Source organism: Gilliamella sp. B2828, from assembly GCF_026537125.1.
Classification (GTDB): domain Bacteria; phylum Pseudomonadota; class Gammaproteobacteria; order Enterobacterales; family Orbaceae; genus Gilliamella.
Genome location: NZ_JAFNMU010000018.1, coordinates 18,073 through 32,815, shown reverse-complemented (window position 1 = coordinate 32,815; position 14,743 = coordinate 18,073). Strand labels below are relative to the sequence as shown.

Here is a 14,743-nt window from a genome sequence, read left to right as displayed (position 1 = left end):
TGTCGATGACGCCGTGTCAGTGGATGCGCATTATAGGCACTTTAAATTTTACTGCAAGTGTTTATTGCTATTTTTTTTCTGTTTGTGCTTTTTTTGCTCTAAACGTACTCGAAGCATACTAAAACCAGTCATTTTATATCGGATGCTGTTTTAATTTACTTGATTAAACTATATTGCCTAACAAGAAAAGAATCACGAATAATTAAATTTAAGTATAAAGTATGCAGTATTTATATTAAATACTGCATTTAATAATCACCAATTAAGTCTCGATTTTTATCTTACTTGGTAAATCCGCTAAGCTGTCAATGACCCAGTCAGCTTGGGATAATGCTTCATCTGTGATTATGTCGCCAGTTTTTACTAACACTGCTTTTTTAACACCTGCACGTTTACCTGATAATAAGTCAGAAATTTTATCACCAACCATATATGAATTAGCAATATCTATATTTAGCTCTTTAGCTGCGGTTTGAATCATACCAGGACTCGGCTTTCGACATTCACATGTATCGATTAAAGGATCATGTGGGCAGTAATAGATACCATCTAAATCAACACCTCGATCTTGTAATGACCAATCCATCCATTCAGTCAAAACATTGAATTGTTCTTCTGTGAATTTATTTCTTGCAATCCCTGATTGATTAGTTGTAATAATCAATAAAAAGCCCATTTTTTTGAGTTCTTGCATTGCTTCAATGACACCATCAATAAAATGAAATTTATCAATTGTATGTACATAATTGTAATCGATATTAATGGTACCATCCCGATCTAAAAAAATAGCTGGTTTCATATTTACTTTTTTCCCTTTTGCTTAGATATTCAGCGAATTTGTATCGCATATTATTGATTGACTTAGATGTCTAGACGTCTTAATATTCACCTATTTACACATTGTCTTTATATATTATGATACAACTACAACATATTTCGAAAACATTTGAACATAATAAGACGCCAATTCATGCATTAAAGGACATCACAATTCATGTACCCAAAGGCAAAATTTATGGTGTTATTGGTAAGTCTGGTGCAGGAAAGAGTACACTTATTCGCTGCGTTAATCTTTTAGAAAAACCCACTAGTGGTAAAATATTTTTTGATAATCAAGAGATCACTCATTTATCAAATCGTAAGCTTATTGAAGTACGTCGAAAAATCAGCATGATTTTTCAGCATTTTAATTTACTGTCTTCACGCACAGTGTTTGATAATATTGCATTTCCACTTGAGCTAGATAAAACACCTAAAGCCGTTATTAAACAAAAAGTCACTGAACTTATTGATTTAGTTGGATTAACTGAAAAATCTCATGCCTATCCTGCAAATTTATCGGGTGGTCAAAAGCAACGTGTTGCGATAGCAAGAGCTTTAGCTAGTGATCCCAAAGTATTATTGTGTGACGAAGCAACCAGTGCGCTTGACCCTGAAACAACGCGCTCTATTTTGGCATTATTAAAAGATATCAATCAAAAACTAGGTTTAACCATTTTATTAATTACCCATGAGATGGATGTTGTTAAACAAATTTGTGATCAAGTTGCCGTTATTAGTAATGGGGAATTAATTGAGCAATCATCGGTTGGAGAAATGTTTTCACATGCAAAAACGGATATTGCACGTCAATTTATTCAATCAACTTTACATCTTAATATTCCTGAAGATTATTTAGCAAGGCTATCGCCTGAATATAAAGAAGGACTTAATCCTTTAGTGAGTTTTGAGTTTACTGGAGTTTCAGTAGACTTACCTTTATTATCTCAAATTGCTAAAGAGTTTGATATTGATAGCAACATTATTAGTGCACAAATGGATTATGCAGGAGGTGTTAAATTTGGTTTAATGTTGGCTGAACTAAGAGGAAAACCCAAAAGCACAGCATCAGCAATTCAGTTTTTAGAAAAAAATAACACTAAAGTAGAGGTGCTTGGTTATGTTTGATTTTATTCCTTCATTTAAACCTTTTGAGTCATTATTTCGATATTTTGCAGGACACGACTTTTGGGCAAATTTTGTGGCATTTTGTTCTTCATTTAATGGATTTAATGAAGCTATGTTATTCAAAATGGCACAAGCAACTGATGAAACATTATATATGGTTATTCTGTCAGGTTTATGGGGAACAGTGATAGGTTTACCTATTGGTATATTACTTTACACCACCCGTAAAGGACAAATTTTAGATTGTTATGCAGCTAATAGTACGCTTTCATTCATTACTAACGTGTTCCGTTCCATACCTTTTATTATATTAATCGTTTGGATTATTCCATTTACCACATTTTTAATGGGAACTTTTATAGGTAAGCAAGCAGCAGTTGTTCCATTAAGTATTGGGGTTTCTCCATTAATTGCACGTATGATTGAAAATGCATTATTGGATGTACCTAAAGGACTAATTGAGGCTGCTCGTTCAATGGGTGCAACACCATTACAAATTATATATAAAGTTCTATTACCTGAATCATTACCGGTAATAGTCAATAGCATGACAATTACATTAATTACTCTTACCGGATATATTGCTATGGCTGGAGCTGTTGGTGCTGGTGGTTTAGGTCAACTTGCAATTCAATATGGTTACAACGGCTATAAGCCTGCTATAATGAATACGGTTTTAATTATATTAATTGTTATTGTTTTTATTATACAATTTATTGGCAATAGGATTGTCAGACGCGTTACGCATCACTAATTTTGGAGGAATTCATGTCTATTAAAAAACTAGCATTCATTACCGTATTGATAAGTTCATTTTTTTTAACTGGTTGTGATAATAAGCAATCAACAGTTTCAGATAATAAATCAGAAGAACCGGCTAAAGTTAGCATGATTAAAGTAGGCGTTATTTCTGGTCCTGAACAAGAAGTCGCAGAAGTGGTTAAGCAACAAGCCAAAGATCTTTATAATCTAGATGTTGAACTGGTTATTTTTAATGATTATGTCACACCAAATCAAGCATTAAATGATGGCTTAATTGATATTAATGCTTTTCAACATAAGCCTTATTTAGATGAACAAATAAAAGAACGCGGCTATAAACTAGCCGTTGTCGGTAACTCATTTGTTTACCCTATTGCTAGCTATTCTCATAAATTAAAACCAATTGATAATACAACAGAAACAGGAGAAGGTGTAAAAATAACATCACCTCGCGGTGAAACTTTCTTTATTGCCGCTAATTCAACGATTACCATTCCAAATGATCCAACTAATTTAGGTCGAGCATTACTCTTATTACAGCATGAAGGTATGATTACCGTTGATAAAACGAAAGGTTTACTACCTACTGTTCTTGATATTACAAGTAATCCTTATAACTACAAGATTGTTGAACTTGAAGCACCAATGCTACCGCGTTCATTAGATGATGCTCAAGTTGATCTTGCTATTATCAATAATGCTTTTGCAGGACAAGCAAATTTAACACCAAGCAAAGATGGCATATTTGTAGAGGATAAAGAATCACCATATGTTAATATTATTGTAGCTCGAGAAGCTGACAAAGATAATGAAAACATCAAAAACTTTGTTAAAGCCTATCAAACTGATATTGTAGCACAAAAAGCTGAGCAAATTTTCAATGGTGGTGCAATTCGTGGTTGGTAATGATCGATGAATTATTAACTATAAACATTATTCCGCTGACCCATAAATCAGCGGAATAATACTACTGAAAGAACCGATAAGACTATTTAAAATTGGCTATCAATAAATAAAATCTTAAATAATGACATATCAAATCAAACCGATCGGTATTATTCATTCTCCCTACAGCGAAAAATTTGCTGTTCCTCGACAGCCAAATTTAGTTACCGCAGGTCAAGGTGAACTTCATCTATTATCACCTTATAATAATCCTGTTAGTGTTAAAGGATTAGAACAATTTTCACATTTATGGCTATTATTTCAATTTCATCATATTGAACCAGAAAAATGGCGTTTAGCTGTACGTCCGCCGCGTTTAGGCGGTAATAAAACATTAGGAGTGTTTGCTACCCGATCACCTTTTCGCCCTAATCATATTGGACTTTCAGCTGTCGAATTAAAAGATATTGTTTTCAAAAATAAGCAGATTATTTTGAAATTAGGCAGTATTGATTTAGTTGATGGAACACCAATTATCGATATTAAACCTTATTTACCCTATTGTGATAGTTATCCTTGGGCTGTTGCAGGTTATGCTCAATCAGAACCTGAGAAAAAAATTACAGTGGAATTTTCACCACAAGCACAATTGATTCTAACTTCATACCTATCAACTTATCCACACCTTAAAGAATTAATCACGCAGGTTATCTCTCAAGATCCAAGACCTGCTTACAAACAAAATAATATTGAGCAACAAGAATATGGGCTGAGACTTTACCAATTCAATATAAAATGTAAAATCAGTAATCAACATGCAATTGTTGAAGATATTATTATGGATAATAAGAAATAGGTAAAAATGTGTTACTCGTTAATGATAAAGAACCAATTCTTAACTTTTATCATTTATCGATGATTGACGACAGATCCAATAAATCATCCTAATAATACATTAACGTTTGTAAAAAATTTTTAGGCTAGTGATACGTTTTAATAGATTTAACTAAAAATTGTTTTGTAAAGATTGTTTACAAAAATATCATCGGAAACGACTAAAAAAGACTGGTATATTTAAATAACTTTGATACATTAAATACGGGTTTAATTTCCCTATATTTCCCTTAACCACTAAAATTCCTTAAATTTTAGTGGTTCTTTTAATAAAAGATTAATGGTATTGAGAATGTTGTTTATTTCTCATTTGAGCAACATCAATCGCCTCAAAGAGATAGTGCTTTCCGCAATAATCACAATGAATATCGATCTTTCCGTCCTCTTCATTTAGAATTTCATCAATTTCATTAGCAGGTAACGTCATTAAACTATCTTCACAACGTTGACGAGAGCACCCACATTTAAAAGTAATATTGTGAGTTTCAAAAAGTCTGACTTCTTCTTGGTTGTAAAGACGATATAAAATTTCTTCAGTTGATAACTCGAATAATTCATCGCTAGTAATCGTTTCAGTTAAAGCACTAAGATGCTCAAATGAATCCGTTGTATTTTCATTGCTAGGTAAAACTTGCAATAAAATTCCTGCTGCTATTCGCTTACCTTTAAATAGACCCGTTTTAATAAACAGTCTAGTTGGTAACTGTTCTGACTGCATAAAATAGTTTTCGATACAGCCTAATAATGAATCATTCTCTAAACCAACTATACCTTGATAACGCTCACCATGTTTTGGTGTAATTGTGATAACTATATAGCCATTACCTACCATATCTTTAAGCGAAGCATCATCACCAATGCTACTATTGATTCTAGCAACACCACGTAACTCTTGCTGATTATTACCATTAACTACAGCTAAACTTAATGGCCCATCACCCTGTAATTGTACAGCAATATCACCTTCAAATTTTAAAGTGGCAGTTAATAAACTGGTTGCAACTAATAATTCCCCTAGTAACTTTTGTACAGCTATTGGATAATTATGATCATCTAAAATAGCTTGGTATGTCTGTTCAAGACGGGTAATTTCACCGCGAATAGGATGATTATCAAATAAAAATCGATTTAAAGTATCCATATTAGTTGTTGTCACCTTTTTGTCTATCATATTTAAATTTAAGCAAATTTCGCCTCTCTTTTTTATCCGGCTTTCTATTAGGATGCGGCATAGTTAATGCATTTAGTTTACGCGCTTGTGCCAGTTGATCGCGTTTAGCAATACTATCGATCGTTTCTCGATAAAGAAATTGAGCTTCAGTGGCAGTTCTTCTTTGACTACTGATAGCCAAAATTTGAATTGTTTTTTGTTCGGAGCCCTGACGAAGTGTTAACATCGCCCCAACTTCAACAATTTTACTTGGTTTAGCGCGTTGACCATTATAGTGAACTTTACCACCATCAATCATTTCTCTGGCTAGAGAACGGGTCTTATAAAACCTTGCAGCCCATAACCATTTATCGAGTCTTACTAGCTCCATCACCACCTCATCTAGTTTTACTATCAAAGCCAGTTTGATAATAAACATATACAACCAATCAAATTGGCTTGTTATAAATTATATAAGATTGCTTTTTTTAAAATCAATGTTGTGGACTAACAATAAACTCATTGCCATTTGTTAAAAATGTACCGGATAAACCAAATGGTGAAATATCACCATGTAAATCAGCACGATAATTGAACGCGCTAGGAGGTTCCTGAACTAATTTCCACTCATCAAGAAGTAAACTGCTTACACCATATGCTGAGAGGTGTAATGATAAGAATTCGGTTTGCGATGGATTAACTTTGGCAACAGCCTCAACCATTCCACCACTCACTAATGAACTAAAATTCCATAAAGTATTATACTGTGAATCAAATTTTACCACTAGATCAGGGTAGTTAACATCGATCTGATTAATCGTACCTTTTTCAGCTTTTAAAAATAATGTTCCAAAATATAAACCTAATTTTTTATCTTTTACTAAAATGACATCAGAGCCAGAAGCCTCGAAATTTATTAATGTAAATGGATAAGTTGGATTAGTATTAATTAACATGCTTGGTAACACGGTTAAATCATCGATTACAACTTGACTAAAGACGTCTGGCAATGAAAAATGTTCTAACTTTTCGGTTATTTGATAATCAACACCCGAAAATAATAATTTACTCAAATGTAATGAGTTATTCTTCCATACACCAGAAAAATTGACATTACCATTATTCCAAGTTGCCATTGCTTTTGGGATATCAACTTGCTGATCATTTAAAGCCAATTGAAGTAATACCGAGGAAAACGTATTATTATTCCAGACAACACTATCAGCATTAAAAATAATAGAACCGCCCTCAATGTGCCATCGATCATCATACCGTAGGTTAGCTGTTTCAAAATTACCTTTATCAATAATTAAAAAAGGCAACTGGATACTGCTTTCAAAAATTGACAACTGACGAATCGTTAATTTTGGTAAGACAGAAAGATATTTATCAAAATAATTATCATCCGTTGTTTGGAAATGAATATTGCTTACTTTCAATTGTTCAATATCCAAACTATTATCTGATAATATTTTTAATTTACTCACAAAAAAACCTTTATCAAAATTCCCACCTAAGTTAGTAATAGAGGTAATATTATCGCGATGAAATCCTTGAATAAGGACTTTATCCATTGGTAGTTGATTAAGTAAAACGTGTTGTGAGGTTAAATCAAACTGATATTTTATATCACCGGATGAACTAAATGGTTTGATACCACCATTTAACTGCTGTAAAGATAAATTTATTTGCCCATTACCATTATTAAAGGAAGTATTAACAATAGAATCAACTAATTTTAACGTATCTGCTGTAAAATTATCATATTTAATATCTTGATTATGATTAATTTCACCATTTATAACAGTAATATACTTAAAATGATTAAATTGCCAAAGGTGATTTTTATCCAACCCAATAACTAATTTAGGAATTCTAACTAGTTCCTGTTTTTCATCTTTAATAATGACATTATCAAATGATAATTCATATAAATTTGCAAATGAGTGATGCATATTATCAATTGATATAGTATAAGAGCTTAATTTTGACAATTGTTGGCTAACTATTTTTGCGCCAAATGATGTCTGTAGCAAAAAATAAGGCAAAAAAACCAAAAAACAAACAATAGTCAAAAAAATAATTATAAAAAGTTTTAATCGCCGCATAAATAGACTAAATCACTAAAATAAATTATTTAATAATTACATTACGATACCCCATTTTAACCAAAATAGCATCTGATTTCGATACAAATGATTTGTGATTGTATCAGTTTTAAAGTTAATATATAAAAATAGGTGTATTTAAAATAACAAATAAAATAAATAACTTTCCTGCTTTAATACAATGATAGGATCGTTATTTATATTTATTAATAAGTAAAACGGGAGAAACAGAGATGAAACAAATCCCAATGACGGTAAAGGGAGCAGAATTATTACGTGCGGAATTGGAAGAGCTGAAAAATGTTAAACGGCCGCAAATTACAGCAGCCATTGCCGAAGCCAGAGCGCACGGGGATTTAAAAGAAAATGCCGAATATCACGCAGCAAGAGAACAACAGGGTTTTTGCGAAGGGCGTATTCAAGAAATCGAAGGTAAATTATCACAAGCCCAAATTATCGATATTACTAAAGTGAAAAATACTGGACGAATAATTTTCGGCGCAACAGTTACAGTAATCAACGTAGATACTGATGAAGAAACTACCTATCGTATCGTTGGTGATGATGAAGCGGACTATAGACAAAATCTTATTTCAGTTAACTCTCCAATAGCAAGAGGCTTAATAGGTAAAGAAGATGGTGATACAGTACAAATAAAAACACCAGGTGGTGATGTTGAATTTGATATTGTGAAAGTTGAATATATTTAAATAAAAAAATGAACAGGGCTTATACGCCCTGTTATAATTTCTATTTAGGTAATGAGATTTTCTTCTCATCACTTGGTCTAAAAATGGTAAAGATAGAACCTACTTGTTGCACTGGTAACGCATTAGTTTCGCGAATAATTGCATCACAAATTAGCTTTTTAGTTTCACGATCTTCCGCGGATATTTTAATTTTGATTAATTCATGAAAATTCAGGGCATTTTCAATTTCTGCTAAAACGCCCTCGGTAAATCCATTAGCACCAATCATCACAATAGGTTTAAGGTGATGAGCTTCACTTTTTAAATACTGTTTTTGTTTATTCGATAAATTCATTAATTTTTTATCACATTAAGTTGTAATTTTATTATTTTACCCTTATATATATGAGTAATCAATTGAAGTAATCATCTTATACTAAGGATTTATTATCTGTGAGTAACAAAAAACGCTCAGCAAGTTCAACGCGTTGGCTCAATGAACATTTTAATGACCGATTTGTGCAACAAGCACAAAAAAAAGGACTGCGCTCAAGAGCATGGTTCAAACTAGAAGAAATTCAAAAAAGTGATAAATTATTCAAACCAGGTATTACCGTAGTTGATTTAGGTGCAGCACCTGGTGGTTGGTCACAATATGTTGCCTCACTGATTGGTAATAAAGGTCGCATTATTGCATGTGATCTGCTACCTATGGATCCAATCGTTGGCGTGGATTTTTTACAGGGTGATTTTAGAGATGAACTTGTATTGAAAGCGCTATTAGAACGAGTTGGCGAAGAAAAAGTTCAAGTTGTTATGTCTGATATGGCACCAAATATGAGTGGGCAACCGGCAGTTGATATACCTAGAGCAATGTACTTAGTCGAACTTGCACTTGATATGTGTAGAGATGTGCTTGCACCTAATGGTAATTTCATTGTAAAAGTGTTTCAAGGTGAAGGATTTGAAGAGTACTTAAAACAAGTCCGATCGATGTTTAAAACAGTCAAAATTCGTAAACCTGAAGCCTCTCGGGCAAGATCTCGAGAAGTTTATATTGTTGCAATGGGTATGAAGTAGCCAGTTGAATAATTTTGTAGTACCATACTTCGTTAATTTTGGTCGTAACTATTATTTTTATGAGAGGTTTTTCTTTTGAACGACATGGTAAAGAATTTACTGATTTGGGGAGTAATCGCTATAGTGCTAATTGCTGTATTTAACCAATTTAGCGCTATATCTAATAGCCTCCCTCAAGTTAATTATACCCAATTTAATTCTGATATTGCCAACAAAAAGCTCAAAGAAGTGCATATCAATGGACGTGAAATTACTGCTACAACCAACGGTAACGAAAATTATGTTACCTATATTCCTTATTATGACGATAAATTAATGGATGATTTGGTGCTCAATAAAGTCGCAGTATATGGCCAGCCAGATGAAAGACCAAGTTTATTAGCCAATATATTAATTTCTTGGTTTCCAATGGTGGTATTTATTGGTCTTTGGTTCTTTGTTATGCGCCAAATGAATGGAGGCGGTAAAGGTGGACCAATGTCGATCGGCAAAAGTAAAGCTCGCATGTTAACCCCCGATCAGGTCAAAACCAAATTTGCCGATGTTGCTGGTAGTGAAGAAGCTAAGCAGGAGGTCACTGAGGTCGTTGATTTCTTACGTGACCCTGGTAAATATCAAAAATTAGGTGGTCGAATTCCAAAAGGAATTTTAATGGTTGGGCCTCCAGGTACGGGTAAAACTTTATTGGCAAAAGCTATAGCTGGCGAAGCCAATGTACCATTCTTTAGTATTTCAGGTTCTGACTTTGTTGAGATGTTTGTGGGTGTTGGCGCTTCCCGTGTACGGGATCTATTTGATCAAGCACGTAAACATGCCCCTTGTATTATTTTTATCGACGAAATTGATGCCGTTGGACGTAAACGTGGTGCTGGCTCTATGGGTGGTCACGATGAACGAGAACAAACATTAAATCAAATGTTAGTTGAAATGGATGGATTTGAAACCAACAGTGGAATTATCATTATAGCTGCAACTAACCGAGTAGATATACTTGATCCAGCTTTACTTCGTCCTGGTCGTTTTGATCGACAAGTACAAATTGGTTTACCTGATATGAAAGGTCGCGAACAAATTTTAGCTGTCCATGTACGTAAAATTCCACTAGGTCCTGATGTGGATTTATCGGTATTAGCGCGAGGCACACCAGGTTATTCAGGTGCAGAATTAGCTAATTTAGTTAATGAAGCTGCTTTATTTGCTGCCCGACGTAATAAACGTCTTGTCACCATGGATGAATTTGAAGAAGCCAAAGACAAAATCAATATGGGCACAGAAAGACGTTCGTTAACCATGACCCAAGAACAACTTGTTTCAACAGCTTATCACGAAGCTGGGCATGCGATTATTGGCTATTTAATGCCTGATCATGACCCTATTCATAAAGTGACCATTATTCCTCGTGGACGAGCTTTGGGTGTGACTTTCTTTTTACCTGAAGGTGACCGAGTAAGTGAGAGTCGAGAAAAATTAGAAGGCGATATTGCAACACTGTATGGTGGTCGACTTGCAGAAGAGTTAATTTATGGTACAGATAAAGTATCAACAGGTGCATCAAATGATATTAAAGTTGCAACTCAATATGCGAGAGCAATGGTAACACAGTGGGGGTTTTCTGAGCGTTTAGGACCATTATTTTATGAAATGGATGAAAATTCAGCTTATGGACGTCCTAAAGATATTTCAGATGAAACAGCTCGAATCATTGATGAAGAGGTCAAAGCCATAATCGATCGCAATTACCAACGAGCTCGTCAAATATTAACTGATAATATTGATGTACTTCATGCAATGAAAGATGCATTAATGAAATATGAAACTATTGGCTCAAAACAGGTTGCAGATTTAATTGCCCGCCGTCCAATTACTACGCCGGATGATTGGACAGAAAGTGATGAAAAAGCAGCTAACAAAATTCCAAATGAAGGCAGTAGCACACTACCGCCTCAATCAGAAAGTTAATTTGTTCAAAAGGTATAAATATAACGCGCTACGGCGCGTTTTTCATAGTAAAAAATATAAATTAAAAACGTGATTATTAAGATTCAATCAAATAAGGCACAATTATGGAAATTCGATTTAAAAATCAGATAATGGACCTTTCATTTCCACAAGTAATGGGTATTGTTAATATGACGCCTGATTCATTTTCTGATGGGGGTAATTACAATAATCTTGATGATGCTATGCGCCGAGTTGACAATATGATTCAAGCTGGCGCGACTTTTATTGATGTAGGTGGCGAATCAACACGCCCAGGAGCGGCTGAAGTATCGGTTGAAGAAGAGTTAGATCGTGTTATACCTTTGGTTGAAAAAATTGCACATTATTTTGACATTTGGATATCAGTCGATACTTCTAAACCACAAGTAATGACTGAGTCGGCAAAAGCTGGAGCTCATTTAATTAATGATATTCGAGCACTTACCGAGCCAGGTGCTATCGAAGCGGCAGCAAAAACACAATTACCAATTTGTATCATGCATATGCAAGGCGATCCTAAAACTATGCAAAATGCTCCACATTATCAGCAAGACATTTACCAAGAAGTGGACCAATTTTTTACCCAACACATTAATCGTTGTATGAAAGCTGGAATAGAACGTCAAAAAATCATTCTCGATCCAGGTTTTGGTTTTGGTAAAACGCTACAACACAACTATCGATTATTAGCTAAATTAAACAGTTTTCACCATTTTGGTTTACCGTTATTAGTCGGAATGTCACGTAAATCAATGATAGGACAAGTATTAAATGTTGCCCCTCAAGAACGCATGATAGGCAGTATATCTTGTGCTGTAATAGCAGCTATGCAAGGAGCACAAATTATTCGTGTTCATGACGTTAAAGAGACCTTTGATGCACTGAGGATTGTGCAAGCAACATTAGTAGAACAAGGATAAATTTGAAACCAAATACACAATAAATAATATTATCTATTGATATCTTTTTTTAAATTTTTCTAAATTAGATATATTAGAGTTATTGTTTTTACTTCAAAATAATTTTGATGATCAAGTAAGCAATAAATTTAGAATAGCTAATATTATTTAGTATAAGATATTTACTCATATTGTAAGATTAGTTCGTGTTACTTTTTCCTATCTATCAATACTGGTAACTGCCCATACTAATTTTGTTCTCACTAATGCTACATTCACTTCAAATCCTTCCTTCTTACAAAGAAATTCATTGATAATTCATCTTTAACGTAATGTAGAATATGAAGAAGTGTAGAAAAGAGTTTATAAAGAATATCAAATAAAATAAATGAGTTAAAATTTTTAGGTTCGATTGAAAAGTGCTTTATTTTAAATAATCTTATTAATTTTCTAATTATAAAAAAACAATAGGATATAAAAAAAGAATACAGTAAAAATCTATTGAACAAGAAAATGAGTGTTATTGGATTTTGATTTAGTGCCGGTAAACGTTTTTTTATGAGAATATTAGTAAATATTCTTTGAATGAATGGATACCATTAATCAATCTTGTCAAAAAGCAACAGAATTGAAATTCGTTATGGCTTATTTAATATAAAAAATGAACAAACAATATAAAAAATCGTTGGATAGAAACCCTCAATGCTTTTAACTTATTTTAATATTAAAATTATTTATTTTGTTCCTTATTTTATTATAAAATTAATAATAACGTTATGACCAATACATTTTTACGCGCAAAATATCCCGATAAACACGACCAAACCAACATAGTTATTATTCATAAAAGCTTTAAAACAATTTGTTCTGTCACGATCTTTAATCAACCATTGTTGATTGATAAACAGTAATATTGTCAGAAATAGACCAAAATAATAAAAAGCAGATAACCGGTTGATTTTACCAATAGCCAATAAATTAATAATCATTATTGTCTGTAGCATTCCAATGATGAACTTGTCATAACGACCGAATAAAATTGCCGTCGACTTAATACCAATTTTTATATCATCATTACGATCAACCATGGCATACTCAGTATCATAAGCAACTGTCCAACAAATATTTGCAATACAAAGTAACCAACACGTTAATGGAAATTCTTCAATTGTTGCTGCATATACCATCGGAATACTCCAACTAAAGGCAATACCTAAGATAACTTGAGGAAAATGGGTATAACGTTTCATAAAAGGATAAACCATCGCCGTTAACAATGCTAAACAAGCAATCAACCATGAAAGTTTGTTTAAAGTTAACAAAAGACCTAATGCCACAACTAATAATAGTAATAACGTCCACAATGCGTTTTTTTCAGTTAATACCCCACGCGCCAATGGACGATTCTTAGTACGATCAACATGACCATCAAAATGCCTATCAGCATAATCATTAACCACACATCCAGCTGAACGCATGACCAGCACACCTAAAGTAAAGACAACGATGATATAAATAGGAGGATAATTGGTAGCAAGCCAAATAGCCCAAAAAGTTGGCCATAATAACAGCAATGTACCAATTGGACGATCTAATCGCATCAGTTGTAAATAAGCTAGCATAAATAAAGTTATCCGAATAAATTATTGGAGAATTATAACGTTAATCCTAAAAGCTGCAACGCTAGGTATAATGTATAAAATTACTGTTTGCACAAAATTGAATTTTCAGTTGGTTAGAACAGATTTAATTAAATACTCGTTAATAACATCTGTAAATACTGTTCAGTAATCACAGCCAAGGCTTGATAAAATAAACTAATTTCGTTTTGTTTTAAATGATTTAAATAAGTTGAACTCCATAGCAATAAATGATCAGTCATTAATTGCTTTGCCACCACGAATTGTTTTTTTTCAACTAATATAGCGAAAGCCATTAACATTAACCCAAATTGATCTTCTGGTTCATTCATACCACTATTAAGCGTTAGACCATTTTGTTGTAAAAATTGACGGTAACGCTCTTGAGATTCTCCCATTAATAATTTTTCTTGATCAAGATAAACTGAACCCCAAGGAGGGACAGGCATATTACCCTGCCCTTCAAATAACACTGAAAACTGAAAATCAAGATCAGGTGTTTGTATTTGATTAGCTAATATTTGGCACTGTTCATTAATTAATTTATAATCTGACCAGTTTGCCAAATTATCTATATGCAGTAGCCCATCAATCAATGGCCTAACTGTCTCGCTATTGGGGGAATAATAGAAAAATGCACCCAATAGTTTTGCTAATGTGACTAAAGTTAGATTATCCAAATTACTTATTCTCATATTCAGATATTATC

General features: G+C 33.2%; 15 protein-coding genes. 8 read left to right on the top strand and 7 right to left on the bottom strand.

Annotated features, from left to right (window positions below; translation table 11 throughout):
- Positions 1 to 262 precede the first annotated feature (262 nt).
- Positions 263 to 799, bottom strand: a complete 537-nt coding sequence (gmhB, locus tag J3U19_RS11310; RefSeq protein ID WP_267342056.1) for a D-glycero-beta-D-manno-heptose 1,7-bisphosphate 7-phosphatase — start codon at positions 797 to 799, stop codon at positions 263 to 265.
- A gap of 116 nt (positions 800 to 915) precedes the next feature.
- Here gmhB and metN point away from each other — a divergent pair, with 116 nt between their 5' ends.
- The 4 genes from metN (at position 916) to tsaA (ending at position 4,450) form a co-directional block, all read left to right on the top strand.
- Complete coding sequence (metN, locus tag J3U19_RS11305) at positions 916 to 1,947, top strand: methionine ABC transporter ATP-binding protein MetN (protein WP_267346347.1); 1,032 nt, start codon at positions 916 to 918, stop codon at positions 1,945 to 1,947.
- A 112-nt stretch (positions 1,948 to 2,059) separates the two neighbouring features.
- Positions 2,060 to 2,701, top strand: coding sequence for a methionine ABC transporter permease (locus J3U19_RS11300; RefSeq protein WP_416380262.1), 642 nt, complete (start codon positions 2,060 to 2,062; stop codon positions 2,699 to 2,701).
- Between the two features lie 14 nt (positions 2,702 to 2,715).
- On the top strand, positions 2,716 to 3,615 hold the full coding sequence (metQ, locus tag J3U19_RS11295) for a methionine ABC transporter substrate-binding lipoprotein MetQ (protein WP_267342059.1): 900 nt from the start codon (positions 2,716 to 2,718) through the stop codon (positions 3,613 to 3,615).
- A gap of 118 nt (positions 3,616 to 3,733) precedes the next feature.
- The gene (gene tsaA / locus J3U19_RS11290) at positions 3,734 to 4,450 is read left to right on the top strand and encodes a tRNA (N6-threonylcarbamoyladenosine(37)-N6)-methyltransferase TrmO (protein ID WP_416380261.1); all 717 of its coding nucleotides are present in this window, start codon (positions 3,734 to 3,736) and stop codon (positions 4,448 to 4,450) included.
- A gap of 315 nt (positions 4,451 to 4,765) precedes the next feature.
- On the opposite strand, the gene hslO is transcribed toward tsaA, so the two are convergent.
- The 3 genes from hslO to J3U19_RS11275 all read right to left on the bottom strand — a co-directional run bounded on the left by hslO (position 4,766) and on the right by J3U19_RS11275 (position 7,593).
- Complete coding sequence (hslO, locus tag J3U19_RS11285; RefSeq protein WP_416380260.1) at positions 4,766 to 5,659, bottom strand: Hsp33 family molecular chaperone HslO; 894 nt, start codon at positions 5,657 to 5,659, stop codon at positions 4,766 to 4,768.
- Positions 5,631 to 6,029, bottom strand: a complete 399-nt coding sequence (gene hslR / locus J3U19_RS11280; RefSeq protein ID WP_267346343.1) for a ribosome-associated heat shock protein Hsp15 — start codon at positions 6,027 to 6,029, stop codon at positions 5,631 to 5,633. The genes hslO and hslR overlap by 29 nt, the downstream gene beginning before the upstream one ends.
- Before the next feature lie 103 nt (positions 6,030 to 6,132).
- Positions 6,133 to 7,593, bottom strand: a complete 1,461-nt coding sequence (locus J3U19_RS11275) for a hypothetical protein (protein WP_267346341.1) — start codon at positions 7,591 to 7,593, stop codon at positions 6,133 to 6,135.
- Between the two features lie 386 nt (positions 7,594 to 7,979).
- Here J3U19_RS11275 and greA point away from each other — a divergent pair, with 386 nt between their 5' ends.
- Positions 7,980 to 8,456 carry a transcription elongation factor GreA gene (gene greA, locus J3U19_RS11270; protein WP_065559646.1) on the top strand — a complete coding sequence of 159 codons (477 nt, stop codon included), beginning with the start codon at positions 7,980 to 7,982 and terminating at the stop codon, positions 8,454 to 8,456.
- Between the two features lie 40 nt (positions 8,457 to 8,496).
- On the opposite strand, the gene yhbY is transcribed toward greA, so the two are convergent.
- Positions 8,497 to 8,790, bottom strand: a complete 294-nt coding sequence (yhbY, locus tag J3U19_RS11265; protein ID WP_267342069.1) for a ribosome assembly RNA-binding protein YhbY — start codon at positions 8,788 to 8,790, stop codon at positions 8,497 to 8,499.
- 98 nt (positions 8,791 to 8,888) lie between these two features.
- Between yhbY and rlmE the strand changes: the two genes are divergently transcribed.
- The 3 genes from rlmE (at position 8,889) to folP (ending at position 12,415) form a co-directional block, all read left to right on the top strand.
- A complete protein-coding gene (rlmE, locus tag J3U19_RS11260) occupies positions 8,889 to 9,515 on the top strand; it encodes a 23S rRNA (uridine(2552)-2'-O)-methyltransferase RlmE (RefSeq protein WP_267342071.1) in 627 nt (208 codons plus the stop codon).
- A gap of 75 nt (positions 9,516 to 9,590) precedes the next feature.
- Positions 9,591 to 11,474 carry an ATP-dependent zinc metalloprotease FtsH gene (gene ftsH, locus J3U19_RS11255; RefSeq protein ID WP_416380259.1) on the top strand — a complete coding sequence of 628 codons (1,884 nt, stop codon included), beginning with the start codon at positions 9,591 to 9,593 and terminating at the stop codon, positions 11,472 to 11,474.
- 104 nt (positions 11,475 to 11,578) lie between these two features.
- On the top strand, positions 11,579 to 12,415 hold the full coding sequence (gene folP, locus J3U19_RS11250) for a dihydropteroate synthase (RefSeq protein WP_267342072.1): 837 nt from the start codon (positions 11,579 to 11,581) through the stop codon (positions 12,413 to 12,415).
- A gap of 770 nt (positions 12,416 to 13,185) precedes the next feature.
- Here the strand turns inward: folP and ubiA are convergent.
- Positions 13,186 to 14,016, bottom strand: a complete 831-nt coding sequence (gene ubiA, locus J3U19_RS11245) for a 4-hydroxybenzoate octaprenyltransferase (RefSeq protein ID WP_267346340.1) — start codon at positions 14,014 to 14,016, stop codon at positions 13,186 to 13,188.
- A 128-nt stretch (positions 14,017 to 14,144) separates the two neighbouring features.
- Positions 14,145 to 14,714, bottom strand: a complete 570-nt coding sequence (locus J3U19_RS11240) for a TorD/DmsD family molecular chaperone (protein WP_267342075.1) — start codon at positions 14,712 to 14,714, stop codon at positions 14,145 to 14,147.
- Positions 14,715 to 14,743: the final 29 nt, after the last annotated feature.